The following is a 25,952-nucleotide window of genomic DNA, read 5'->3' as shown; positions in this document are numbered from 1 at the left end:
GGTTCGCTGAAGTTCGGGCGGATTTACGGCGAACCGACCGGTTCGCCGCCGCGCCCGGGGCAACCCCAGTTGAGGATCGGCGTCCCCGCCGGCAGCACACGGCGGAAGAAATCTACGCGCTGGCGCTTGGGGTTGACCACTACCGGTTTGCGCGCGGCCTGCAGCAGCGGCAGATCGGCGCTGCTGTCGGAATAGGCCATTTCCACCGGCGCGGCGAAGCCGGCTTCGCGCAGCATGGTCATCTTCATCCGCGAATGGCAGTGGCGGCGCGCGCCGAGCGCGCCCAGGCGCGGGCCGACCAGGGTGCCGACCACCGGCACGTCTTCGTGCGCGACGAAGGCCAGGATCGCCCGCGCCAGTTCCGGCGGCGCGCCGGTGGCGATGACCACCTGATCGCCCAGCTGGCGGTGGTGATGCAGCACGTCCAACGCGATCGGCAGCAACCGTTCGCGGATCTGCGCGGTGTGCAACCCCACGTAACGGTCGATCGCCGCATCCAGATTGCCGGCGCGGTGCATGCCGATGGTGCCGATCCAGACGAAGGCGGAAATGCCGACGCGGCGGGTCTTGAGCCAGGCCACCATCGGCCCGGCGACCGGCACGATCGACAATGCCAGCGCCATGCGCCACCACGAGCGCTTGATCAGCCAGGCGAACAGATGGCTGCCCGAGTCGCCGTCGTAGAGGGTGTGATCGAAATCGAACACGATCAGCGGCGCATCGGCACGCACCGACGGGAATCGAGCCGACGACAGCGGCGCCGAAGCGGCGATCGCCTGCGCCAACGGCGCCTGAGACACCACCGGCCCGCCCCCGCTCATGCCGCGAACAGACGTTGCAGCGCGCTGCCGGGGTCGCGTTCGCGCATGAAGCTTTCGCCGACGAGGAAGGTGTCGATGCCGGCGGCACGCATGCGGGCGACATCGGCCACGCTGGCGATGCCGCTTTCGGTGACCAGGGTGCGGTCGCGCGGCACCGCCGCGCGCAAGGCGATGCTGGTGTCCAGCGACACCTCGAAGGTGCGCAGGTTGCGGTTATTGACCCCGATCAGCTCGCAATCGGTCTGCAGCGCGCGTTCGAGCTCGTCGATGTCGTGCACTTCCACCAGCACGTCCATGCCCAGCTCCATCGCCAAGCCGGCCATTTCGATCATCGGGCCGTCTTCGAGCGCGGCGACGATCAGCAAGATCGCGTCGGCGCCGATCGTGCGCGCTTCATAGATCTGATACGGGTCGATGGTGAAGTCCTTGCGCAGCGCCGGCAGCGAACAGGCCGCGCGCGCCTCGCCCAGGTAGGCGTTGCTGCCCTGGAAGAAATCCACGTCGGTCAGCACCGACAGGCAGGCCGCGCCGCCGGCTTCGTAGCTGCGCGCGATCTCGGCCGGACGGAAGTCGGCGCGGATCACGCCCTTGGACGGGCTGGCTTTCTTGACCTCGGCGATCACCGCGGCCTCCCCCGAGGCGTGCTTGCGCTTGATCGCATCGACGAAACCGCGCGCCGGCGGCTGCGCCGCGGCGCGCGCGCGCAGATCGGCCAGCGAGCGCACGCGGCTGCGTTGTTCGATTTCCTCGACCTTGCGGGCCAGGATCGTGCGCAGGACATCGGTCATCGGTTACTCCGTTTCGCCAATCGATTCGTCTGCCAGGGGCAGGCCGGGGCGCCATTGTCCCAGTTGCAGCCGATCGAGCAAGGCGACCACCGCGTCGCGGGCGTCGGAATTGTGAATCGGCAACACCAGCACATCGCCCTCGGCCGCCCATTCCAGCAGTTCGGCGGCCGCGCGGGCCTCGTCCAGGCAGACCTGCAGGGCGGTTTCGGGCAGGCCCCGGCGCAGCAGTTCCTGGCGCAGCAACGCGGCGACCTCGCCCGGAGCACGGCCGCGCAGGAAGCTTTCGATGTCCTTGAGCACGACCCGGTCGGGGACGAAGTCGGCGACCACCCCGGCCAGGGCGCGGATATCGGCGTCCTCACGGTTGCCGGCCTGACCGAGCACGATGCCGAGCCGGCCGTCGCGCCGGGCCGCGACCTCGAGCAGGCCGCGCAGGCCGTCGGGGTTGTGGGCGTAGTCCAGATAGACCTCGGTCGCGCCGAAGCGCCAGCGCTGCAGACGGCCGGGGTTGTCGCCGGGTTGCGAACCGAAACCGGCCAGCACCGCGGCGATGCGGTCCACGACCACACCCAGGTGCACCGCCGCCAGCGCCGCGCCGGCCAGATTGGCGAGGTTGTAGCGGGCGCGGCCGCCGAGGGTCAGCGGCAGGTCCTCGACCGCGCCCAGGTCATGCCGCACATCGCCCTGGCTCAACCACAACCGCCCGGCAGCGACGCCGCAGGTCGCCCCGCCCTGCGCGCGATGCGCCTGCAGGCGCGGATGCGCATCGTCGAGCGCGAACCAGGCCAGCGTCTGCGCCAGCGACGAAGCCCGCTGCGACAGCAAGGGATCGTCGGCGTTGAGCACCAGCACGCCGTCGTCGCCGAGCGCCCGCGCCACGGTCAGCTTCACCTGGGCCAGATCGTCGAGCGAATGCACGCCGTACTCGCCGAAATGATCCGGGCTGATGTTGGTGACCAAGGCCACCCGCGCCTGTTGCGGGGTCACGCCGCGGCGCAGGATGCCGCCGCGTGCGGTTTCCAGGATCGCCGCCTGCACGCTCGGCTGGCGCAGCAAGGTGCGCGCGCCGACCGGACCGGAGTAGTCGCCGCTGTCGACGCGTTCGCCGTCGACGAACAGACCGTCGGTGCTGCTGTAGGCGGTGATCCAGCCCTGCGCGCGCGCCATCGCCGCGAGCAGGCGCACGCTGGTGGTCTTGCCGTTGGAACCGGTCACCACGGCGGTCGGAATCGCATGCAGGCGCGGCCATGGCACCTGGGTCGAACCGGGCAGACCGTCCAGCGGCCAGGTCTGGCTGCCGGCGCCCTCGCCGATCGACAGCGCGTCGTCGTCGCTGTAAGCCGGCAAGCCGTGCGCCCGGGCTTGTTCGAGCAGTTCGATCAGGTCCGGGCGCGCCTCGGCCTGGGCGAGCGCGCGCAAGGTGCGCAGCGCATCGCCGCGGTCCCAATACGCCGCGTAACCCGGCGCGTGCGGCGCCAGCGCCGGCTGCACGGCTGCGCCGACCGCGTCGGTCCAGGCCCATTCGTTGACTTCGGTGGCGGCGTACAGCTGATCGATCGGCGCGGCGAATGCGAGCGACGCGCCGCTGGCGTGTTCGCGCACGACGATCCGGCCTTCGGCCCAATGCAGCGCGTCGCGCGCGTCGGCGATGTTCTGGCGCCAATCGGCCAACTCGCGCGGCACGGGCTGGCCGCCGCGGGTTTCCAGTGCGGCGCCGGCGACATCGAAGTACAGATTCGCGCCGGTCAGCCGGCGCGAATCGTCGAAGGCGTGGACGTATTCGGGCGGCGCGAACGCCGCCGCATCGTCTTCGGAAGGATTGGGCACGGACTCAATCGCTCTCTTCGCGCTCAAGACGCAGCCCGCGTTCGTCGCGCACCACGCCGGTCATCGCCGCGAACACGGCCTCGTCCAGCACCGGCTCCAGCGGCGGCAATTCGGCCCGCTGCGCCACCGCCGCCACCACGCCTTCGGGCTTGAAGTGGATGATCTGCTTCCACGAGCGCGCCAGCGCATCGGCGAACACCAGCACCAGATCGCCGGCCTGACCCATGCGCAAGGCGGCGTCGACCGCCTTCTGCTCGTCGGGAATGATCGAAAGCTGTGACTCGGCCACCCCGAGCGACAGCAGCGCCTTGGAGATGATCCGCGGCACCTCGTCGCCATCGCGACCGCGCAGGGAATCGTCGCGGCGGCAGATGTAGTGATCGAAACGGCCGGCGACGGCCTCGGCGATCGCGTGCAGGTCTTCGTCGCGGCGGTCGCCCGGGCCGGCCAGCACCACGATGCGGCGGCCGGTCACGTCCAGACGCTGGGCCAGATCGGCCATCACGCCCACCGCATGCGCGTTGTGGCCGTAGTCCATCAGCACCTTGAACGGATGCTCGTTGTAGACGTTCATCCGGCCCGGGGCCTGGAAGAACGTCGTGTCGAAGGTGCGCAGGCCGTGGCGGATCGCATCGAGCTTGATACCGAGCGAGAACGCCATCGCCGCGGCCACCATCGCGTTCTGCACGTTGTGCAGGGCCCGGCCTTCCATCGTCGCCGGAATCAGATGCGTCCACAGCAGCGGGATATGGCTGCCCTTGTCGTACAGGGTGATCATGTGGCCGTTGATGCCGGCCTCCAGCGCGCAGGCGCGGCCGCCGGCGCGGATGTGCTCGCGCACCAGCGCGTGCGAGGGGTTCATGGTGACGTAGCAGATCACCTTGGCGTCGGTGTAGGCCGACATCTTGAGCACGTGCGGATCGTCGGCGTTGAGCACCGCGCAATCGGTGGCCACTTCCACCACCACGCGCTTGATCTGCGCCAGTTGTTCCAAAGTGTCGATGCCCTTGAGCCCGAGGTGATCGGACTGAATGTTGAGCACCGCGCCGACGTTGACCTCCGACACGCCCATGCCGGCGCGCAGCAGGCCGCCGCGCGCGGTTTCCAGCACGGCGATGTCGACGTGCGGATCCGACAAGACCATGCGCGCGGACACCGGCCCGGTCATGTCGCCTTCGACCGTGCGCTGGCCGTCGATGTAGACGCCGTCGGTGGTGGTCAGCCCTGGCGTGTAGCCGCCCAGCTTGGTGATGTGGGCGAGCATGCGCGCGGTGGTGGTCTTGCCGTTGGTGCCGGTGATCGCGGCGATTGGCACGCGCGTGGGCGCGCCGGGCGCGAACAGCATGTCGATCACCGGACCGGCGGCGTCGCGCGGCGTGCCCTCGCTGGGCGCGACGTGCATGCGGAAACCCGGTGCGGCGTTGATCTCGCAGATGCCACCGCCGATGTTCTTGTAGCTCTCGGCGATATTGGGCGAGATGAAATCCACGCCGCCCACGTCCAGACCGATCGCGCGCACCGCGCGCACGGCCATGTCGCGGTTGTCGGGATGGATGATGTCGGTGACGTCGGTGGCGGTGCCGCCGGTGGACAGGTTGGCGGTCGAGCGCAGGTAGACGATCTCGCCGTCTTTCGGAATCGAAGCGGCGGTATAGCCGACGCGCTCCATCATCAGCGCGGCCTGCGAGTCCAGCTCCAGGCGCGTAAGCACTTTCTCATGACCGACGCCACGCCGCGGATCCTGGTTCACCACCTCGACCAACTCGGCGATCGTCGACTTGCCGTCGCCGACCACATGCCCCGGCGTGCGCTTGGTCGCGGCGATCAGCTCGCCGTTGATCACCAGCAGGCGGTGATCGTCGCCGCCGACGAAGGTTTCCACGATCACCGAACGCGAATGCTCGCGCGCGGCTTCGAAGCCGGCGCGGATGTCCTCGTCGCTGGAAATATCGATGGTGATGCCGCGACCGTGGTTGCCGTTGTACGGCTTGGTCACGACCGAGCCGCCGAGTTTCTTCGCCGCGCGGATCGCGCCGCTGGAATCGGTGACCAACTCCTGCCGCGGAACCGGCAAGCCGAGCGAAGCGAGAATCTTGTTGGTCTCTTCCTTGTCGCTGGCCAACTCCACCGCGATGTGCGAAGTCTTTCCCGTCACCGTCGCCTGAATTCGCTGCTGATACTTGCCGTGGCCGAACTGCACCAGCGACTGGGTATTGAGCCGCAGCCACGGAATATTGCGCTCCTCGGCCGCGCGCACCAGCGAGGCGGTCGAAGGCCCGAGCGCGCGGCGCTGGGCGTAGCGGATGAAAGCGTCGCGCGCGCTTTCCCATGCCCAGTCTTCCGGCACGCTGCCGGCCGGGCGAATGTCCGCCGGCAGCAACGAGCACAGCAGCTTGATGCCCAGTTCGCCCGCGGCGATGCCTTCGTCGCGCTGCGCGTATTCGTAGACCACCGAGTACACGCCGGGACGGTCGTCGCCGACGCTGCGGGTCTTGCCGAAGGTGACGTTCTCGCCGGCGACGTTCTGCAGTTCGATCGCCACGTGTTCGAGCACATGGCCGAGCCAGGTGCCCTCGTCCTCGCGCATGCGCCGCACGAAACCGCCAGGTTCGCGATAAGAGCAGCCGTGTTCGGCCAACCCCGGCAAGGCCTCGACCAGTGCGTCGATGAACGACGGGCCCAGTCGCGCGGTCGGCCAGGCTTCCAGCGCTTGCAGGTCGAGCTCCAGCCGTATGACCGGAAAATGCGCATACAGCGAAGGACCGACGTAGACGGAACGATCGAGAATGCGCATGCGGTGACCTCAGTTCATGTGGATTGGATCATGTGGACTTGGATCATGTGGACTTGGATCATGCAGATTTGAATCAGTCGGATTTAGATCAAGCGATTCGAATCAGGCGGATTCGAACCAAGCCAATTCGAACCAAGCCGATTCGAACCGAGCCAGTTCGAACCAAACCGATTCGGATCAGGCGGACTTGGACGCGGCCAGCGAACCCGCGGATGCCTTGCGGGTATTGAGGTTGAACGTAGCGCCTTTGGTCAGGATGTGCACGCCCAATCCAAGCAGGCAAACCGGTTCGTCCTCCCCGACCATGTGCATCGACGAGAACTGCAGCCCGTCGGCATCGACCACGGTAACCGAACCGCTGCCTTCCACCTCGATGGTGTTGTCCGGCGAGATGAACGCCGCGGTGTCCTCGTCCAGGCCGATACCGATCGCGAACGGGTTGTAGGCCAACGCCGCGACCAGGCGGCCCAGGCGGTCGCGCTGACGGAAGTGCTGGTCGATCACCACCCGGTTGGTCAAACCCAGGCCGGGCGCCAGCCGGACGCTGTCGGCGCGCGGCGAGGAGCCCTCGGTGCCGTACGCGATCATGTGCTCGCTGAGGATGCTCGCACCCGCGCTGGTACCGCCCACGGCCACGCCGCGTGCATTCTGCGCGCGGATCGCCTGCGCAATCGGCGTGCCGCCGAGCATGGTGGAGATGCGCAGTTGATTGCCGCCGGTGAAGAAAATACCGCTCGCCTGCTCGATCCGCTTGATCCGGTTGGGCTCGAAGCAATCGCGCCGAGTATCGAAATCCATCGCCTCGACCCGGTTGGCGCCGAGATCGGTGAACAGTTTTTCGTAGCGGTCGCCGGTGTCGGGCATGCGGCTGGCGGTGGGAATCACCACGATGTCGGCGCCGTCGCCGCCGCACAGGTCGAGGAATCGCTGCAGTATCGCCGCTCCGTTTTCCTTGTCTTCGGCCCCGCCAATCGGAACGATCCAGCCCCGCTCTTCGCCGTCGGGGATTCTGCTTGGTGACATCCGTACGTACTCGCTTTGATCGTTCTTGGAATCAGGCTTCGAAATTACCACGCCGCAGCACCGCGCCGTCGCGCAGATGCGGCCGGCCGGCGATGAACACATCGGATGCGGCGCCGTTTTCGTCCAGCGCGACCAGGTCGGCGTCGGCGCCGGCGGCGATCAGGCCCTTGCCGTTCAGGCGCAGCAGCCGGGCCGGGTTGAGGGTGAACGCCGGCAGCGCGCGCTCCAGGTCGACGCCGCGCGCGAGCAGCGCGTTCAGGCATTCGAGCAAGGCGCCCGATTCGCCCACGCCCATCCCGCACATCCGGCCTTGTTCATCGAAACAGGCCAGGCAGCCGCCGGCGTCGGAGCTGACGCTGATTCGCTCGGGCGGCGCGCCGCTGTCGAGGTAGCGGATCAGCGCCTCCTCGGCGGTCCAGGCGTCTTCGCCCTCCTCGACCGGGAACGCAGTCAGGTCGATGTGGCAGCCGCGCTTGGCCAACTCGACGGCTTCGGCGAACAACGCCTTGCGCCGGTTGACGTGGGTCGGGTTGAACACCCGCGCCGGCAGCTCGCTGATCTCCAGCGCCTGCCGCACCAGTTCCAGGCCGCGTGCGCCGTCGCCCAGGTGCAGGTGGACGATGCCGGCCTTGCCGGTCATCAACCCGGCGACGTGGGCCTCGGACGCGAGTTTCAGCAGTTCGTCCAGGGTCGGTTGGCTGGAGCGGTGATCGCTGATCGCGACCTCGCCCACCCCGATCAACGGTTCGATGAAGGCCACATCGGCCCGCACGCTGCCGGTCAGCGTCGCCGGCGGCAGGTGGTAGCCGCCGCAATAGCCCCAGGCGTTGAGGCCTTCCTCGCGCAGGGCGTAGATGTTGGCGACAAGCTCGCGGGTACCGCGCGCCACGTCGTCGGTGCCGAGCAGGCCGACCACGCTGGTCACGCCGGCGCGGGTGTAGCGCGATAGCATCGGCGCCGGCACGCGGGTGCGGAAGCCGGCTTCGCCGCCGCCGCCGGTGACGTGGACGTGGCCGTCGATCAGGCCGGGAATCAGCCGCCGGCCCTGCAGGTCGATGGTTTCGGCCTGAAGTTGCGGCGGCAGGACCGGGGCATCGGTGCCCATCCACAGGATCTTGCCGCCGCCGAGCAGCAGGTTCTGCAGGCCCAGGGCGTGCGGCGCGTAGACCTGCGCATTGCGGATCAGGCGCAGCGCGGGTTCGCCGCTGAGGGGGTCGGTCATCGGGGTCTCACTCATGGGCCTGGCCGCGCGCGGGTTGGCTCCAACCATAAGCGCGTTCGACCTGGGCCACACGCAGTTCGAACTGCGCGTACCACTCCTTGCGGCCGCGCTCGCGGGTGGCGGCGTGCTCCAGATTGCGCTTCCAGGCCAGGATCGAGGCCTCGTCGGCCCAGTAGCTCACGGTGATTCCGAAGCCGTCGGCGCCGCGGGTGGACTCCACACCGAGGTAACCGGGCTGCTGCGCGGCCAGTTCGACCATGCGCTCGGCGGCCTCGCCGTAGGCGGCGTCGCCCTCGTCGGTGCGCAGCGAGCTGAAGATCACCGCGTAGTACGGCGGCTTGGGCAGGGTGGCGAAGCTGGCTGACATGGCTGGCTCGTTTTAACAGTTAAAAAGCGAATCCCCCCTGCCCCCCTTTTTCAAAGGGGGGAACAGCACGGGATGGGGGAGAGCGATGCGGGTGGTCATATCTTGGCTCGGCTCAACACGGCATGCGCGTGTAACTCTCGACCGCAGCGCCTGCAATTCCCTCTTTGAAAAAGGGGCCCAGGGGGGATTCGCCTTTGCTCTTCCCCCACCCAATCAACCCGCCGCCAACCGCTGAGTCAACGCAACAAACTCATCAAGCTTGGCCCGCGCCGCGCCGGAGGCGAGCGATTTGCGCGCTAGTTCGATGCCTTCGGCGATGCTCTCGGCAACGCCGGCCACGTACAAAGCCGCGCCGGAGTTCAGCGCCACGATTTCCCGCGGCAAGCCGTCGCGGTTCTCCAACGCCTGCAACAGCAACACTTTCGACTCGGCCGCATCGTTGACCCGCAGATTGCGGCTGGCCGCCATGGCGATGCCGAAATCCTCCGGATGCACCTCGTATTCGCGCACCACGCCGTCGCGCAGTTCGCCGACCAGCGAACCGGCGCCGAGCGAGAGCTCGTCCATGCCGTCGCGCCCCCACACCACCAGCGCGCGCTGTGCGCCCAGTTCCTGCAGCACGCGCACCTGGATGCCGACCAGATCGGGATGGAAGACGCCCATCAGGATGCTCGGCGCATCGGCGGGATTGGTCAGCGGCCCGAGAATATTGAACAAGGTGCGCACGCCCATTTCGCGCCGCACCGGCGCGACCACCTTCATCGCCGGGTGATGCACCGGCGCGAACATGAAGCCGATGCCGGCCTGTTCGATGCAACGGCCGACCTGCTCGGGCTGCAACTCGATCGCCGCGCCCAACGCTTCGAGCACATCGGCGCTGCCGGATTTGGACGACACGCTGCGGTTGCCGTGCTTGGCGACCTTGGCGCCGCTGGCGGCGACCACGAACATGCTCGCGGTGGAAATATTGAAGGTGTGCGCGCCGTCGCCGCCGGTGCCGACGATGTCGACTAGATGGGCTCTATCGGCGACCTGCACCGGCCGCGCGAACTCGCGCAACACGGTCGCCGCGCCGGCGATTTCGCCGATGGTTTCCTTCTTGACGCGCAATCCGGTCAGGATCGCCGCGGTCATGGTCGGCGAGACCTCGCCGCGCATGATGGTGCGCATCAGATCGACCATTTCGTCGTGGAAGATCTCGCGGTGCTCGATGGTGCGTTGCAGGGCTTCTTGCGGAGTCAGAGGCATGGGCTGGAAAACCTGAATTTTGGTGGAAAGTCGATCGCGGAGTCCGGCGGCTCAGCCTCGCCATCGTTGGGGCGAAGCGGACGAGGGCGGCCTCGGCCTGGCCGCAACCGCGCACATCAATCCGCAACAACGGATTTCCGCGCTCGCCGTCCGGATCGGAAATCGCCCCATGTCAAGGCTCGACGATGACATAGCGATCATGCTGATCCAATGCTTCCATATCGATCTGGACTGCGGCCGTCGCACCTGCCTTCGAGACGAGAATGAAGGAGTACGGGTCCACCGTTTCGTCATTGGCTATCAGCATGCGCACCTGCAACAGCTGCGCCAGGCGGCTGGCCCCATCGAGAATACTCAGACTCGTCGGCATGGGTTCCTGATAGATCGAGATGACTTGAGAAAACGAGCCCCTCGGACGCAGATCCGTCAAGCAAGTCACCGGATCTTCGAATCGGGTTTGCGCGATGTCATCGATCACACTCACGCCGTCGTAGCCCGTATCGAGCATCGTCGACAAGCTTCGGCGCAAAGCTTCTGCGCTCACGGGCTCCTCCAGCGCAGCATCGAACCAAATCATGCTCCCAGCCTCCGGTACCCGAGCGTCGGCGGGGGCTTCATCGCTGCAGGAAATTCCGCAGCAACGCATGCCCGTGCTCGGTCTTGATCGACTCGGGATGGAATTGCACGCCCTCCACCGGATGTTCGCGATGGCGCAGTCCCATGATTTCCTCGAAGCCGCCGTCTTCGTATTCGGTCCAGGCGGTGACCTCCAGCGCTTCGGGCAGGGTTTCGCGTTCGACCACCAGCGAGTGATAACGCGTGGCCTCGTAGCGGTCGGGCAAGCCGGCGAACACGCCGTGGCCTTCATGCCGGATCGCAGAGGTCTTGCCGTGCATGATCCGCTTGGCCCGGATCACCTGACCGCCATAGGCCTGGCCCAGGCTCTGATGGCCCAGGCACACGCCCAGGATCGGCGTGTGCGCGCCGAGCCGGCGGATTACATCCAGCGACACGCCGGCCTGATCGGGCGTGCACGGGCCGGGCGAAATCACGATGCGTTCGGGCGCGAGCGCCTCGATCCGGTCCACCGACAGCTCGTCGTTGCGGATCACCCGCACCTCCGCGCCGAGGGTCTGCAGGTATTGGACGAGGTTGTAGGTAAAGCTGTCGTAGTTGTCGATCATCAGAACGGACATGACGCGCCTCGAATGCGGGTGGTGCCTGGAAGGTCTGCAACGCTTGCGCGACGCGCGGCGGCGGGAACGGTCTCGGTTCGCGCATCGGTGAACGATCGTCGCCACCCCGGCCGGACCGCGCGCACAAGCCCGCCATTATCCCGTCCACGGCCGCGCCGGGGCAGTGATAGGCGGCAGGAATCGCCGTCGCGCGGCGACGCGGAGGTTCGGACGAAGCAGGCGGTATCGGGAAGGCGCGCGGCCGCGGGAGGCGGGCGCCGGCGGCGCTCAGCGGCCGCGGGGGCTGAAATCGTTGGCGATGTCACGCAGAAAATCCTCGGAAGACGGCGGCACGGAGACGGAGGCGGTACGCCACCATCGCCAGCCCTGGCCGGCCTTGCGGGACATCTGCGGATTCGCGGGAACGCTCATGCGGCTACTGTAACCGCAGTTCGGCCGCCGCGCGACCGGGCCGCGCGCGCCGTACCGCGGCGCATGCGGCCGCGCCGGTCAGCGGCGTACGTCCAGGCTGTCGTCGTCGACCAGCGCCTGCACCTGGCGCGCGCTCAGCGGGGCGAAATCGCCCGGGATCGAGTGCTTGAGGCAGGCCGCGGCGAGGCCGAAGCACAGGCCGTCTGCGGCACCCAGGCCGGCCAGTTCGCCGTGCAGCACGCCGGCGGCGAAGGCGTCGCCGGTGCCGATGCGGTCGACGATGCCGGACAACGAATAGGAGTCGGCGACGAACACGCCGCCACCGGCTTGCGCGTGGATCGCGGCCAAGTCCTGGCGCTCGACGCTGTGCGCGACCCGCAGCGTCGCGGCCATCCGCCGCAGCCGCGGGAACGCGGCGAAGGCATCGGCCGCGGCGGCGGCGAAGCGATCGGCCGCATCGGCCTGCGCATACCCGTTGCCGAGCACCACCTGCATATCGCGATCGCTGGCGAACAACACCTCGGCATGAGCGATCAATTCGCGCAGCAGCGGCGCCGCCGTCGCCTCGCTCCCGGCCCACAACGCCGGCCGGTAGTTGCCGTCGAACGACACTCGCACGCCCGCGGCGACGGCCGTGCGCACCGCCGCCAACGCCGCTGCAGCCGCGTTCGCGCCGAGCGCGGGAGTGATGCCCGACAGGTGCAGCCAATCGGCGCCGGCCAGCAGCGCCGGCCAATCCAACGCGTCGCCGGTCTGTTGCGCGAATGCCGAACCGGCGCGGTCGTACAGCACTTCGCTGGGCCGGTGCAGCGCGCCCTGGGTCAGGAAATACAGGCCCATGCGCCCGGCCGCGCGCCGCACACCGGCGACGTCGACACCGTGCCGGCGCAGTTCGCCCAAGGCCGCTGCGCCGAGCGCGTTGTCGGCCACCGCGCCGACCATGCGCGCGTCGTGGCCGTAGTGTGCCAGCGCCACGGCGACGTTGGCTTCGGCGCCGCCGACGTGAACGTCCAAGTGTGGCGCCTGCAACAGCAGTTGCCTGTCGGGCGCGCCGAGCCGCAGCAGCAGTTCACCGAAACAGACGATTCGTGCGGGCATGGCGGGATCTCGTACGGGTGAACGGGAAGCTGTCATCGCGACGCCGAACGCGCGCCGGCCGGCGGACACGCGTTCGCGTCCACCGCGCCCTCGCGCCGACGCTGCAACTGATACTGGTACAGCGACGGCACCGCCAGGGTGGTGTTGACGCCTTCCAGATAAGGCCGAGGAAAGTAATCGACCTGGAAGCGGCGATTGCCGGCGACGCCGACCACGCGCGCGTCCGGACCTTCGGCGCCGCCGACCAGGCGCACGGTTTCCTCCGCCGTCGCGCCGGCCTCGACCTGCACGCGCAGATTCCAATGGGTGTTGAAGCGCCCGTGCCCGGGCTCCCAGTAACCGGCGCCGCTGCCGTTCCACAACGGATACCACGCGCCCTTGTCGTCGCGCCGCGCGCGCACGTGCAGGCTGAGCTGGTCGAACAGGTTCTGGTGATTGGCGCCGGCGTGCTGGTCGATGGCCGGCTCGCCGAACACCTGCGCGCGCAGGAACACGCTCTTGCTGGCCTGGGTGTTGATGCTCAGCGGATGCACCACCGGATTGAGCACGCGCAGGTCCGAGACCAGGACGTTGTGCACGTTGCCGATATGCACCGCGTAATGCGCGGCGCGCTCGCCCTCGGTGGTCACATCGGCGATGGTCACGCTGGCGCTGTTGCCGGTGAGGATGCCGCTGTCGGAATTGGCGATGCGCACGTCGCGCACCCAGCCGTCGAATACGCTGGTCAGATAGATGGCGTTGTAGCCCTGTTCCAGATGATGGCCGAAGCTGGTGCCGGCGGGAAACGCGATCGCGAGATCTTCGATGCCGACCTCGCGCAGGTGCTCCCAGGCGCCGAGGTCGGCGCGCAAGGCGCCGCCGGCGTCGTGCAGCAGCGGGTCGGCCACGGTGACCGTGTCGCCGTCGATGGCGACGATGCGGGTGCTCTGACGCACCAACGGCCGGTCGGGAAAGGTCCAATGATGCGAGCCGATCTCAAGCTCGGTGTCGCCGTACAGCGCCTTAAGCAGGGCGCCGTTCTTGCCGTCGCGGTTGAACCAGCGCAGTTGCACCACTGCGCCGACGGCCAGTTGCCGGGTCGAATCGACCCGCAATTGGCGTTGCCCGCGCTGGCCCGAACGCACCCAGGCCAGCCGCGACGCCGCCGAGGGCGGATCGTGCTCGGGCAAGTACGCGGCCGGGCGCGTGCCGGGCTTCTGGATCCACACGAAACCGCCGCTCCAGGAATATTCGGAGAAACGCAGGTCGATGTTGCGCTCGGGTTCGACCTGGCGCTTGTCGTACTTGTCCAGGTAGGCGCGCAACTCGTCCAGGTCGTGGCCGCGATCGACCAGCCGAAGCGGACGCGGAATATAGAGCTCGCTGCCGCCGCGACCCGGGCCGTGGCCGCGCAATACGAAATCTCCGCGCTCGATGCGCAGCACTTCGCTGAGGATCAGCCGGCCCGGCGGCAACTGCACGATCACCGGGCCGGCGGCCGCGTGGGCGGCGGCGAATGCCTTGAGAAGGGCCTTGGAATCGTCGATCTCGTCGTCGGCCTTGGCGCCGTAATCGCGCACGTCGATCAGCCGGCCGGCCGGGCGCGGCAACGGCGCAAGCCCGAAGCCGTAGCCAGCGTAGGAGAAGTCGGGCAACGGATGAGCACAGGCCACGGCGGGATCGTCGAGCAGGGCGACTCCGGTAGCGGCCGGCGCGGCAGCGGCGGCCATCGTCAGCAGTACGCCCAGGCCCAAGCCCGGCAATGGGCGCCGGAACGAGCCTCGAAAACGGAAGTACAACGCAGGCATGGGGACTCCTCGACAGGCGGCGACAGCATGGATCGGCGGCGACAGGGATGCAGCGACTCACGCCGCAGGACCGAAATGACACCGATGGCCATAAATACCCTAGCAAAGCCTGCGCTGCAGCATCAATGGCCGGGGCGCGAGCGGGCCCGGATCGGGCCGTCGGCGCTGCGGCAATCCTCGCCGGAATCGCCAGCAGGTCGAATTTCTGGGCAAATACCCCGTTAATTCATGGACTTTAACGACCGCATCGACGCGACGACTCGCCCCATCGCCTGACGACGCAACCCTGCGGCGTCGTGGTGCAGCGCAAGATGCAATGCCGCCAAAGTCGTTGCTAGACTCAAATGACCATCGGTGTCATTTCACCCTGAAGAGGTGGATCCATCGCATTGGGCCTGGGGCCGGCTGGGGCACGAAACCAGCCATATCCGCTTACTTCGGGAGGGGAAGCGCACATGTCGAAGCAATGTCCTGTAAAGACACCGGTTACCCTATTGGCCTGGGCGGTCTGCGCCGCGCTGTACTGGCCGGCCGCCAACGCACAGACCACGGCCGACACCACCGCCCGGCCCACCGATGCGCAGACCCCGGCCACCGCCGAGGCTGCGCGAGCCGACTCGGTCACCCTCGACGCCGTCACCGTGACCGGTATGCGCGCTACTCAACAGAACTCCAGCCTGGTCAAGCGCGAGGCCACGGTCATCGTCGATGCGGTGGTCAACGACGAGATCGGCGCGTTGCCGGACAACTCGGTCGGCGAAACGCTGGAACGCGTGGCCGGTGTCACCGCCGATCGCTTCAAGGGCTCGGCCTCGGAAATCTCGATCCGCGGCCTCGGCCCGTTCCTCGGCTTTTCCACCCTCAACGGCCGCGAGGTGTCCAGCGGCAGCGGCGACCGCGCGGTCTCGTTCCAGCAGTTCCCGTCCGAACTCACCAACGGCGTGCTGGTCTACAAGACGCAGCAGGCCGATTTCGTCGAAGGCGGCATCTCCGGGGTGATCGAGCTGCGTACCGCGCGGCCGCTCGATTACGGCAAGCAGCGCATCCAGATCGAAGGCCGCGCCAACTACCTGCCGTACGCGGACAAGGCCGGTGCCGATCCGGGTTCGCGCCTGTCGGCCTCGTATATCGATCAGTTCGACACCGGCCTGGGCAAGGTCGGCGTCGCTCTGGGCCTGGCCGCGACCGATTCGACCGCGCCGGAAGATTTCTACACCGCCTCGTCGGCCTATCGCCCCTGCAACACGATCAACACCACGCCGAGCTCGGTCACCAGCGCCGCGGCCGGCAATTGCAGTTACGCCGCTGGCAGCGGCAATCCGGCCTACTTCGTCCCCAACCAATTCAACTTCCGCCAACTCGATACGCAAGACAAGCGCAGCGCCTTCGTCGGCGCCGTGCAATGGCGCCCGAACGATCGCTGGGACGTCAACTTCGATCTGCAGCTGTCCAAGCGCGAGTCCTTCGAGGACCGGCACGATCTGGTGATCGCCGAGGGCCGGCGCGGCATCGCGCCCAGCGAGGTCAGCGCCGACGGCGCCCTGCTGCGCTACACCGGCAACAGCTTTCTGGAGAACATCGCCACTGTGCGCAACCGCGAAGAACGCTACGGCGGCGGCGGCCTGTCGGCGAGTTTCAAGGCCACCGATGCCTTGACCCTGAGCGGCGACCTGTCCTATTCGCGTACCCATCGCAACCAGCTCGACCTGTCTTCGCGCCTGCGCAGCAATACCCTGTTCGGCCCGAGCGGCCGAGTCGCCTACACCTTCGACCAGGCCAGCAGCGATATCCCGATCATCGGCTTCTTGAATCCGATCGACCTGAACAACCACGACGCCTACACCGGCAACGCCTTCGCCCGCCGGATCGAGGAAGACCGGGTCGACGAAATCCGCGCCGCGCGTTTCGACATGAGCTACGACCGCTACGGCGTGTGGAATCAGATCAAGGCCGGCGTGCGCCTGTCCGACCACGACCGGGTCACCGATCTGGAAAACGAGAACAACCTGGAAAGCATTCCGACCGCGAACACCCTGGCCGGCAACGCCAATTGCCGCACCGGCAACCTGGTCCGCGACTGGGGCGAGGACAGCGACACCAACCTGCGCAGTTGGGCGCAGTTCGACACCCGCTGCCTGTACCGCGCCTTCACCGGCACCGACGATCGCGGCGCGCCGGCCGATACCCGCAGCGCCGGCGACCTGGACATCAACGAACGCATCCGCGCGGCGTACGTGATGGGCAGTTTCAGCACCGAACTGGCGGGGCATGCGCTGACCGGCAATGTCGGCGTGCGCTTCGTCGACAACAAGATCACTTCCAAGGGTTATCGCGGCGCGTACCGGCTGGTGACCACACGCGATCCGATCACCGGCGTGGCTTCGTACCGGCTCGACCCGGTCGCCGGCAGCTTCGATCCGATCGAGCTCGAGCACAGCTACAACAACGTGCTGCCCAGCTTCAACGCCAACCTGGAACTGCGCGAGAACCTGTTCCTGCGCGGCGGCCTGTACAAGGCGATCGCGCGCAGCAACATCGAAGACCTCGGCGCAGGCCGCGTGTTGATCACCGACGGCAGCGCGGCCACGCCGGAAGAAGCGCTGGCGGGCGCGTCCGGCGGCAATCCGCGCCTGGAGCCGCTGGAAGCCTGGAACGCGGACTTGTCGCTGGAGTACTACCCCAACCCCGACACCAGTTATTCGCTGGCGTTGTTCTACAAGCGACTCAAGGCGGCCTCGGTGCCGGCCAACCGCGGCAGCCTCAACGAAACCTTCGTGATCGACGGCGTCAGCTACACCGTGCCGGTCGCGCAACAGACCAACAGCTCGGCCGCTTCTTACCTGCGCGGCTTCGAGGTCGGCGCCAACCACGCCTTCACTTCGCTGCCCGCGCCGTTCGACGGACTCGGCGTGCAGCTCAATTACAGCTACGCCGACAGCGATTTCAAGTACGACGATCCGTCCGCGACCGAACCCACCCTGCCGCTGGCCGACTTCACCGATCCGGTCGGCATTCCCGGCCTGTCCAAGCACACCGGCTCGGCGACCGTGTACTACGAGCGCGGCGGGCTGTCGCTGCGCCTGATCTACAAGTACCGGTCCGACTACTTCAAGCCCTCGGGCCTGACCGCGCTGCGCGTGGCCGACGACGCCGGCTATCTCGATCTGTCCGCGTCCTACGATCTCAATGCGCACGTGCAGCTGAAGTTCCAGGCGATCAACATCGGCAATGAGCATCAGGTGATGTATCGCCCGGTCGACGGCAGCATCGCCGAGAGCAGCTACTTCGGCACCAGCTACTTCCTCGGCGTGAGATTCAAGTACTGATGGACGGCCGCTGGCATCGCGCGCGACATTGGCTGGCGCTGGCTGCGTTGAGCACGGCCGCGTGCGCGCATGCGGCCGACGCGCCGGTGTGCCGCGGCTCGCAAGGTTTCAGCGACGACTTCGGCGGTCGCCGCACCTTCCTGTGGCGGCCGGATCGGCTGAGCGCGATCAAGGCCGGTTTCTATCGCGACAAGACTCTGGCGCCGGCGAGCAAGGCCTTGCTCGCCCATGCCGACGCGGCCCTGGCGCGCGAGAAACCTTACACCGTGGTCGACAAGACCCGCGCGCCGGCCAGCGGCGACATGCACGACTACACCAGCATGGGGCCGTACTGGTGGCCCGATCCGGACCGGCCCGACGGCCTGCCCTACATCCGCCGCGACGGCCGCTTCAATCCAGAGCGCGACGGCGACGCGTTCGACGTCGGCGATCTGGAACACATGAGCGCCGACGTGCGCGCGCTCGCGCTGGCTCACTATTTCACCGGCCGCAAGCCGTATGCCGACAAGGCCGGGCAATTGCTGCGGACCTGGTTTCTCGATCCGGCCACGCGCATGAATCCGAACTTCGATCATGCCCAGGCGATACCGGGCCGCGTGGCCGGACGCGCCGAGGGCGTGATCGACGCGCACCGGTTGGCGCGCGTGGTCGAATCGGTCGGCCTGCTGCGCGCGAGCGGTGCGCTCAGCGACAAGGAACACGCCGCGCTGGAAATCTGGTTCGCCGAACTGGTGCGCTGGATGGACACCAGCACGATCGGCATCGAGGAACGCGCGGCGGCCAACAACCACGGCCTGTATTACGACACGCTCATCGTTCACTTCGCCTTGTTCGCTCGCCAGGACGCGTTCGCGCGCGACGTCGCGGCGCAGGCGCGCGCGCGACGCATCGATACCCAGATCGACGAGGACGGCCGTCTGCCGTTGGAACTCAAGCGCACGCGTTCGCTGCATTACGTCACCTGGACTTTGGCGGCCGCCTTCGATCTGGCCGACGCCGGCCGTTGCCTCGGTGTGGATCTATGGGAGTACCGCGGAGCGCGCGGCCAGTCCCTGCGCGCCGCCGTGGATTTCCTGCTGCCCTATGCGGGACGCGAAAGCCATTGGCCGTACCCGGAAATCGACAAGTCCGAAAGCGTCGAGATGATCGAAGTCCTGCGCCGCGCGGCCTGGCAATGGCCTACTCCGGCCTATCTGCGCGGCGCGGCGCGCTATCGCGATCGCAACGCCGCCGATCCGATCCATCTGCTGATCCCCGCGCCGCCCGACGCCGCGGGCGCGAGCGAGGTCCCGCAATGAACCCTCACCCCTCCCCCACTCGCCGGACCGGGCGAATCGTCATCACGCTGGAGAACACCGCTTGAATCACAGCCCCACCGATCCGAGCGATGCATCGTTGCGAGCGATCGCCGAGGCGCTCGTGCACGCGCGTCGGCACGCGCGCCCGCTGGCGGAGTTTCCCGGCGAGATTCCGCCGGACCTGCTGCGCGCTTATCACGTCCAGGACTACGCCATCGCCCGTTGGCAGGACCGTCTGGTCGGCTGGAAAGTCGGCTTCATCGCGCCGGAGCGCCGCGACGGTTCGGGCGACGAACGCCTGCTCGGCCCGATCTTCCAACGCGGCCTGCAACGGTCGTCCTCGGCCGAGCGCGCGATCGACATCCCGGTGTTCGAAGGCGGCTTCGCCGCGGTCGAAGCCGAGTACGTGCTGCGTCTGGAAGCCGACGCGCCGCCCGAACAGACGCAGTGGACGCCGGCGCAGGCGCTGGCGCATCCGGCCAGCCTGTGGATCGGAGTCGAGGTCGCCAGCAGTCCCCTGGCCAGCATCAACCAGCTCGGGCCGTGCGTGGTGGTGTCGGATTTCGGCAACAACAACGGCCTGGTGCTCGGCGCGCGGATCCCGGACTGGCAGACGCTCGACGAAACCGGACTGATCGCGGAAACCTTCATCGAAGACCGGCAAGTGGGCCGCGGCGGCGCGCCGCACCTGCCGGGCGGGCTGCGTCAGGCCTTCGCCTTCGCCCTGGCCCGGTCGGCGCAACGCGGCCGTCCGCTGCGCCGCGGCGACCTGATCGCCACCGGCAACGCCACCGGCATCCACGACATCCGCGTCGGCGAAACGGCACGAATCGCGTTCGGCGACCATGGCCGGATCCTGTGCCGCGCGGTGAGCGCGTGATCGCTCATCGCACGGCGGGCCCGGAGCGGGCGGAGATCGCATGAGCACACGCAGAGCTTTCATCGGCGCGGCGTTGAGCGGCGCAGCGCTCGCGCCGTGGGCGCGCGCGATCGCCGACGTCGCGGCGCCGGCCGACGCACGCCTGCTGACCGCCAGCGACGTGCACATCGCCGACTATCCGACCGTACAGGCGGTGCGCTGGATCGGCGAGCAGCTCGAACGCCAGACCGGCGGCAGACTGCGCCTGCGGATGTACCACTCCGGCCAGCTCGGCCGCGAGAGCGAAGCCATCGACATGGCCCGCTTCGGCGCCATCGACCTCACCCGGGTCTATTCGGGCGCGCTCAACAACGCCTTTCCGCTGACCCGCGCGCTATGCCTGCCTTACGTGTTCGAATCGGTCGCGCATCTGCGCCGGGCCCTCGACGGCGGCGTCGGCGAACAGGTACTGCGCGGCTTCCAGGCGCGCGACCTGGTCGGCCTGGCGATCTACGACAGCGGCGCGCGCTGTTTCTACAACACCAAGCGCCCGCTGCGGACGCCGACCGACCTGCACGGGCTCAAGCTGCGCGTCGCCGGCTCGGACATCTTCATCCAGCTGATGCGCCTGCTCGGCGCCAACCCGACTCCGATGTCGCTCGGCGAGACGTTCTCGGCGATGGAAACCCACATGATCGACGGCGCCGAGAACAACATGCGCAGCTTCCAGTCCAGCCGCCATTTCGAGGCCGCGCGCTACTGGTCGCAGAGCGAACATTCCTACGCGCCGGATGTGCTGCTGATGTCGCGGCGCAGTTTCCAGGCGCTGTCGGCCGCCGACCGCTCGCTTGTCGTCGACACCGCGCGCGCCTCGGTGACGGTGATGCGGCGCCTGTGGGACGCGTCGGAGGACGCCGCGCGCAAGGCCGTGATCGCCCACGGCGTGCGGGTCAATGCCGTCGATCTCGACGCATTCCGCCGTGCCGCCGCGCCGCTGTTGACCGAATACCGCAAGCAGCCGGCGATCGATGCGCTGCTCCGTCGCATTCGCGACTTCGCCTGAGGAGGCCCGAATGTCCGACTCCGTCCCCGCAGGCCCGGCGCAGCGCGAGCTCGACCGCGCGCTCGACCGAGTGTCCGCCGCCGCGGTCGCCGCGGCTTCGGCCGCCCTGCTCGGCCTGGTCGCCGTGCAAGGCTGGCAAGTGTTCGCGCGCTACGTCATCAACGACTCTCCCAGTTGGACTGAACCGGTGACGTTGTTGCTGTTGAGCACGGCGATGAGCCTGGGCGCCGCGGCTGGCGTGCACGGCAACCGCCACTTCGGCTTCACCTTGCTCGCCGAACACACCCGTCCCGGCGTGCGGCGAGCGCTCGACGCCGTCTCGGCGCTGACCGTGGCCGCGCTCGGCGCGGTGATCGCGTGGTGGGGCGCGGTGCTGCTGCTCGACGGGCTGGCGATCAAGACCGCCGGCGCGCCGTTGCCGCAAAGCATCAACTATCTGCCGCTGGCGATCGGCGGCGGCCTGATGACGGTGTTCGCGCTGCATCGGCTGGCGCTGGCCTGGCGCGCGCCGACGACGGAGGCGCGCTGACATGGCCGTGGCGATGTTGATGGGACTGTTCGCGCTGTTGCTGCTGATCGGCGTGCCGGTGGCTTACGCGCTCGGCGCGGCGGCGCTGGCGACCTTGCTGTACCTGGATCTGCCATCGGTGGTGCTGGTCCAGCAGATCCAGGCGGGCAGCGGATCGGCCTCGCTGATCGCGATTCCGTTGTTCATCTTCGCCGGCGAGCTGATGCTGCGCGGCGGCATCTCCGAACGCCTGATCGCGTTGGCCGCCTCGCTGGTCGGACGCATGCGCGGCGGCCTGGGCCAGGTCAGCGTGCTGTCGTCGCTGTTCTTCGGCGGCGTGTCGGGCTCGGCGATCGCCGACGTGTCCGCGGTCGGCGGGACCATGATTCCGCAGATGGTACAGCGCGGCTACGATCGCGACTTCGCCGTCAACGTCAGCATCACCGCAGCGTTGGTCGCGTTGCTGGTGCCGCCTTCGCACAATCTGATCCTGTTTTCGGCCGCGGCGGGCGGCGGCCTGTCGATCGCCGATCTGTTCGCCGCCGGAATCGTGCCGGCGCTGCTGATGACGCTGGCGATGATGCTGACCGGCTACGTGATCGCGCGGCGGCGCGGTTACGGCGTCGAACCGTTTCCGGGCATGCGCGCGGTGTTGTCGCGCCTGGTCTCGGCCTTGCCGGGATTGGGGCTGGTCGCGCTGATCTTCGTCGGCATCCGCGCCGGCATCTTCACCGCGGTGGAGAGCGCGGCGATCGCGGTGGTCTACGCGCTGCTGGTGACTTCGCTGCTGTACCGCCAACTGGGACGCGCCGAGTTCCTGGCCGCGGTCGCCCACGCCGCGCGCACCACCGGGGTGATCTTGTTCGTGATCGCCACCGCCGCGGTGTTCGGCTGGCTGCTGGCCTATCTGCAGGTGCCGGCGGCGGCGGTCGAACTGCTGCGCTCGTTCGCCCAGGAAAAGACCATGGTGATCGCGCTGATCGTGGCGATGCTGTTGCTGCTGGGCACCTTCATGGACCTGGCGCCGATGATCCTGATCTGCACGCCGATCTTCCTGCCGGTGGCGCGCGCCTACGGCGTCGACCCGATCCATTTCGGCCTGATCCTGGTGTTGACCGGCGGCATCGGCCTGGTCACCCCGCCGGTGGGCTCGGTGCTGTTCATCGGCACCGCGATCGGCAAGATCACCATCGCGCAAAGCATGCGCACGATCTGGCCGTTCTGGCTGGCGGCGCTGGCGGTGCTGTTGCTGGTGGCGTTCGTGCCGCAGTTGTCGCTGTGGTTGCCGGCGGTGCTGCGCGGCTGAACTGTCGACGGGGACGCGCCGGCACGGGCGTGTCGGTACGGGCGTGCCGGAACGGGCGCATTCGCCGACGCCCGTCACGCCGGCGCGACCTGTAGCGCCCGCAATTCCGTTATCGTGGTCCGGACCCAAGTACCGCCCGGTCCGGACCGACCCATGCCAGCTCGCAAGAAAGCGGCCTCCCCCCTCGCTCTGCCGTCGGGCAAGGCCGCGACCATCAACGACGTCGCCCGGCTTTCCGGCGTTTCGAAGAAAACCGTCTCGCGCATCATCAACCAGTCGCCCTTGGTCAAGCCCGACACCCGCGAGCGGGTCGAAGCGCTGATGCGCGAGATCGGCTACCGGCCCGATCCGATGGCGCGCGGACTGGCGTTCCGCCGCTCGTTCCTGATCGGCATGGTCTACGACAACCCGACCGCGCAGTACATCGTCAACATGCAGTACGGCGCGCTCGACGGCATCCGCGATTCGGGTTTCGAACTGGTGGTGCATCCCTGCGACAGCCACGCCGCCAACTACATCGACGGCGTGCGCCGCTTCGTCACCCAGCAGAAGCTGCACGGCGTGCTGCTGGTACCGCGCGTGTCCGAGGACCAGGACCTAGCCGACATGCTCAGCGAAGTCGGCTGCCGCTACGTGCGCATCGCGCCGGTGGCGATGGACCAGATGTCGCGCATGGTGGTGACCCACGACCGCGACGGCGCCGCCGAGGCGGCCGAATACCTCTACGCCCTGGGCCATCGCGACATCGCCCTGATCACCGGCCCCAACCGTTATCGCTCCGCGCCCGAACGCACCGGGGGCTTTCTCGGCGCGCTCGACCGCTATGGGGTCAAGGTGCCGCGCTCGCGCATCATCGAGGCGGCGTACACCTTCGAATCCGGCGTCGCCGCGGCCGAGAAGCTGCTCGCCGGCAAGGACCGCCCCAGCGCGATCTTCACCGGCAACGACGAGATGGCCGCCGGCGTGTACAAGGTCGCCATGCGCGCCGGCATCAGCATTCCGCAGCAATTGTCGGTGGTCGGCTTCGACGATAGCCCGCTGGCCTCGCGGCTGTGGCCGGCGTTGACCACGGTGCGGCGACCGACCCGCGACACCGGCCGCCTGGCCGCATCGATGCTGTTGCAGCCGGAGGAAAACGCGGCGCTGACCAACGTCAGCATCCGCCCGCACCTGATCGTGCGCGATTCCTGCCAGCCGCCGGCCTGAGCGTCGCCCGCGGCGCCGCCGCATTCCATCGTCACGCCTCCGGCCGCCGCGCGCGGCCTGTCCGCCGCGCTGCCGCGCCGCAAAATGACACCGGTTTCCAAAGGGATTAAACTGCCCTCCCACGCCGCCACGGAGCCGTCGCGATGTACTGCAGGACCTACCACGCCACCCACCCGGACATGATGGATCAGGCCAGCAACGATCAGCTGCGCGAGCGCTATCTGGTGTCCGGACTGTTCGTCGCCGACACCGTCCAGCTCAACTACTCGCACAACGAGCGCTTCGTCATCGGCGGGGCCAGCCCGGTCGCCGGCCCGGTGGCGCTGCCGACGCAGACCGAACCGGCCTCGGCCGCGGGCAAACCGTTCCTGGAGCGGCGCGAGCTCGGCGTCATCAACATCGGCGCCGGCAGCGGCAAGGTCACGGTCGACGGCGTGGCCTACGCGCTCGGGCCGAAGGACGGCCTGTACGTGGCGATGGGCAGCGCGCAGGTGATCTTCGAATCCGACGACGCGGCCGATCCGGCGCGCTTCTACCTCGCCTCCACGCCGGCCCATGCGCGCTTTCAGACCAAGCCGCTGGCCCTGGCCGACGCGGTTGCGCTCGAACGCGGCGCACTGGAGACCAGCAACGAACGCACGATCTACCAGTACATCGTGCCGGCCACCTGCGCCTCGTCGCAGTTGCTGCTCGGCTTGACCGTGCTCAAGTCCGGCAGCGTCTGGAACACCATGCCGCCGCATCTGCACGATCGCCGCTCGGAGATCTATTTCTACTTCGACCTGGGCGGCAACGACCGCGTCTACCACTTCATGGGCGAACCCGACGCGCAGCGCCACATCGTCGTCGCCGACGGCGAAGCGGTGATCTCGCCGCCGTGGTCGATCCACATGGGCGCGGGCACCAGCAACTACAGCTTCATCTGGGCGATGGGCGGCGAGAACCTGGATTACACCGACATGCACGTGCTCGACATCTGCCAGCTCAAGTAAGCGCGATACGCCCGCCGTCCAACCCAGGAATCTTCATGGCCTCTCATCCCTTCAGCCTGCACGGCCAGGTCGCCCTGGTCACCGGCGCCAACACCGGTCTCGGCCAGGGCCTCGCGCTGGCCTTGGCGCGTGCCGGCGCGGACATCGCCGCGGTCGGCCGCAGCGCGCCGGACGCGACCATCGAAGCGGTCACCGCGCTCGGTCGCCGCTGCATCTGGATCGAAGCCGCACTGGACACGCCGGCGCCGGCGCAATCGATCGTCGACCGCGCACTGGCGCAGCTCGGCCGCATCGACATCCTGATCAACAACGCCGGCACCATCCGCCGCAACGACGCGCTCGATTTCACCGAGGACGATTGGGACCAGGTGATGGGCGTGAACCTCAAAACCTTGTTCTTTCTGGCCCAGGCCGTCGCCCGGCATTGGAGCGCGAACGCGCGCGGCGGCAAGATCGTCAACATCGCCTCGATGCTCTCGTTCCAGGGCGGCGTCCGCGTCGCCTCGTACACGGCGAGCAAATCCGGCGTACTCGGGCTGACCCGCCTGCTGGCCAACGAATGGGCGGGCAAGGGCATCAACGTCAACGCGATCGCGCCGGGTTATTTCGCCACCAACAACACCGAGGCGCTGCGCACGGACGAAAAGCGCAATCAGGCGATCCTCGACCGCATTCCAGCCGGACGCTGGGGACAGCCCGACGACCTCGGCGGCGCGGTGGTGTTCCTGTGCTCGGCGGCGGCCGACTACGTGCACGGCGCGGTGTTGCCGGTCGACGGCGGTTGGTTGGCGCGCTGATCGCGAAAACCGATC

At 68.1% G+C, this 25,952-nt stretch carries 22 protein-coding genes and 1 pseudogene; 10 read left to right on the top strand and 13 right to left on the bottom strand.

Annotation, left to right across the window (positions count from 1 at the left end; genetic code table 11):
* Positions 1-23: 23 nt before the first annotated feature.
* The 4 genes from ACTOWJ_RS20815 to cphA are packed head-to-tail and all read right to left on the bottom strand — an operon-like array spanning position 24 to position 6,230.
* Positions 24-821: a haloacid dehalogenase-like hydrolase gene (locus ACTOWJ_RS20815; protein ID WP_441336524.1), complete on the bottom strand. Its 798-nt coding sequence runs from the start codon at positions 819-821 to the stop codon at positions 24-26.
* Positions 818-1,609 carry an indole-3-glycerol phosphate synthase TrpC gene (trpC, locus tag ACTOWJ_RS20810; protein ID WP_441336523.1) on the bottom strand — a complete coding sequence of 264 codons (792 nt, stop codon included), beginning with the start codon at positions 1,607-1,609 and terminating at the stop codon, positions 818-820. Before trpC ends, ACTOWJ_RS20815 begins: the two co-directional genes overlap by 4 nt.
* A 3-nt stretch (positions 1,610-1,612) precedes the next feature.
* Positions 1,613-3,436 (bottom strand): Mur ligase family protein, encoded by a 1,824-nt coding sequence (locus tag ACTOWJ_RS20805; protein WP_441336522.1) that lies wholly within the window; start codon positions 3,434-3,436, stop codon positions 1,613-1,615.
* A gap of 4 nt (positions 3,437-3,440) precedes the next feature.
* Complete coding sequence (cphA, locus tag ACTOWJ_RS20800) at positions 3,441-6,230, bottom strand: cyanophycin synthetase (protein ID WP_441336521.1); 2,790 nt, start codon at positions 6,228-6,230, stop codon at positions 3,441-3,443.
* A 17-nt stretch (positions 6,231-6,247) separates the two neighbouring features.
* Between cphA and ACTOWJ_RS20795 the strand changes: the two are divergent.
* A pseudogene (locus tag ACTOWJ_RS20795) lies at positions 6,248-6,460 on the top strand (hypothetical protein); the annotation flags it as partial.
* Here the strand turns inward: ACTOWJ_RS20795 and ACTOWJ_RS20790 are convergent.
* From ACTOWJ_RS20790 to ACTOWJ_RS20750, 9 genes are all read right to left on the bottom strand, one after another.
* Entirely contained in the window at positions 6,408-7,253 is an 846-nt protein-coding gene (locus ACTOWJ_RS20790) for a cyanophycinase (protein ID WP_441336520.1), read from the bottom strand. The pseudogene ACTOWJ_RS20795 and the gene ACTOWJ_RS20790 overlap by 53 nt on opposite strands.
* 31 nt (positions 7,254-7,284) lie before the next feature.
* Positions 7,285-8,475 (bottom strand): beta-aspartyl-peptidase, encoded by a 1,191-nt coding sequence (gene iadA / locus ACTOWJ_RS20785; protein WP_441336519.1) that lies wholly within the window; start codon positions 8,473-8,475, stop codon positions 7,285-7,287.
* A gap of 7 nt (positions 8,476-8,482) precedes the next feature.
* The gene (locus ACTOWJ_RS20780) at positions 8,483-8,842 is read right to left on the bottom strand and encodes an antibiotic biosynthesis monooxygenase family protein (RefSeq protein WP_441336518.1); all 360 of its coding nucleotides are present in this window, start codon (positions 8,840-8,842) and stop codon (positions 8,483-8,485) included.
* A 213-nt stretch (positions 8,843-9,055) separates the two neighbouring features.
* Positions 9,056-10,090 carry an anthranilate phosphoribosyltransferase gene (gene trpD, locus ACTOWJ_RS20775; RefSeq protein WP_441336517.1) on the bottom strand — a complete coding sequence of 345 codons (1,035 nt, stop codon included), beginning with the start codon at positions 10,088-10,090 and terminating at the stop codon, positions 9,056-9,058.
* Between the two features lie 172 nt (positions 10,091-10,262).
* On the bottom strand, positions 10,263-10,667 hold the full coding sequence (locus ACTOWJ_RS20770) for a hypothetical protein (protein WP_441336516.1): 405 nt from the start codon (positions 10,665-10,667) through the stop codon (positions 10,263-10,265).
* 37 nt (positions 10,668-10,704) lie between these two features.
* Positions 10,705-11,286 (bottom strand): anthranilate synthase component II, encoded by a 582-nt coding sequence (locus ACTOWJ_RS20765; protein ID WP_441336515.1) that lies wholly within the window; start codon positions 11,284-11,286, stop codon positions 10,705-10,707.
* 267 nt (positions 11,287-11,553) lie between these two features.
* The gene (locus ACTOWJ_RS20760) at positions 11,554-11,697 is read right to left on the bottom strand and encodes a hypothetical protein (protein ID WP_441336514.1); all 144 of its coding nucleotides are present in this window, start codon (positions 11,695-11,697) and stop codon (positions 11,554-11,556) included.
* 78 nt (positions 11,698-11,775) lie between these two features.
* Entirely contained in the window at positions 11,776-12,795 is a 1,020-nt protein-coding gene (locus ACTOWJ_RS20755; protein ID WP_441336513.1) for a sugar kinase, read from the bottom strand.
* Between the two features lie 32 nt (positions 12,796-12,827).
* On the bottom strand, positions 12,828-14,582 hold the full coding sequence (locus tag ACTOWJ_RS20750) for a glycosyl hydrolase family 28-related protein (protein ID WP_441336512.1): 1,755 nt from the start codon (positions 14,580-14,582) through the stop codon (positions 12,828-12,830).
* Positions 14,583-15,037: 455 nt separating this feature from the next.
* Between ACTOWJ_RS20750 and ACTOWJ_RS20745 the strand changes: the two genes are divergently transcribed.
* From ACTOWJ_RS20745 to kduD, 9 genes are all read left to right on the top strand, one after another.
* Entirely contained in the window at positions 15,038-17,908 is a 2,871-nt protein-coding gene (locus ACTOWJ_RS20745) for a TonB-dependent receptor (RefSeq protein WP_441336511.1), read from the top strand.
* On the top strand, positions 17,908-19,206 hold the full coding sequence (locus ACTOWJ_RS20740) for an alginate lyase family protein (RefSeq protein WP_441336510.1): 1,299 nt from the start codon (positions 17,908-17,910) through the stop codon (positions 19,204-19,206). The genes ACTOWJ_RS20745 and ACTOWJ_RS20740 overlap by 1 nt, the downstream gene beginning before the upstream one ends.
* A 61-nt stretch (positions 19,207-19,267) precedes the next feature.
* A complete protein-coding gene (locus ACTOWJ_RS20735) occupies positions 19,268-20,086 on the top strand; it encodes a 2-keto-4-pentenoate hydratase (RefSeq protein ID WP_441336509.1) in 819 nt (272 codons plus the stop codon).
* 40 nt (positions 20,087-20,126) lie between these two features.
* Positions 20,127-21,128 carry a TRAP transporter substrate-binding protein gene (locus tag ACTOWJ_RS20730; protein ID WP_441336508.1) on the top strand — a complete coding sequence of 334 codons (1,002 nt, stop codon included), beginning with the start codon at positions 20,127-20,129 and terminating at the stop codon, positions 21,126-21,128.
* Between the two features lie 10 nt (positions 21,129-21,138).
* Positions 21,139-21,657: a TRAP transporter small permease gene (locus tag ACTOWJ_RS20725; RefSeq protein WP_441336507.1), complete on the top strand. Its 519-nt coding sequence runs from the start codon at positions 21,139-21,141 to the stop codon at positions 21,655-21,657.
* Position 21,658: 1 nt separating this feature from the next.
* Entirely contained in the window at positions 21,659-22,942 is a 1,284-nt protein-coding gene (locus tag ACTOWJ_RS20720) for a TRAP transporter large permease (RefSeq protein ID WP_441336506.1), read from the top strand.
* 153 nt (positions 22,943-23,095) lie between these two features.
* Positions 23,096-24,148, top strand: a complete 1,053-nt coding sequence (locus ACTOWJ_RS20715) for a LacI family DNA-binding transcriptional regulator (protein ID WP_441336505.1) — start codon at positions 23,096-23,098, stop codon at positions 24,146-24,148.
* A 143-nt stretch (positions 24,149-24,291) separates the two neighbouring features.
* Complete coding sequence (gene kduI / locus ACTOWJ_RS20710; protein ID WP_441336504.1) at positions 24,292-25,140, top strand: 5-dehydro-4-deoxy-D-glucuronate isomerase; 849 nt, start codon at positions 24,292-24,294, stop codon at positions 25,138-25,140.
* A 35-nt stretch (positions 25,141-25,175) separates the two neighbouring features.
* Entirely contained in the window at positions 25,176-25,937 is a 762-nt protein-coding gene (kduD, locus tag ACTOWJ_RS20705; RefSeq protein WP_441336503.1) for a 2-dehydro-3-deoxy-D-gluconate 5-dehydrogenase KduD, read from the top strand.
* The last annotated feature ends 15 nt before the right edge of the window (positions 25,938-25,952 follow it).

This window comes from Lysobacter sp. CA199 (assembly GCF_052078715.1).
GTDB lineage: Bacteria > Pseudomonadota > Gammaproteobacteria > Xanthomonadales > Xanthomonadaceae > Lysobacter.
Note: the sequence above shows the minus strand (reverse complement) of the source record. Positions and strands in the feature narration are given on the sequence as shown.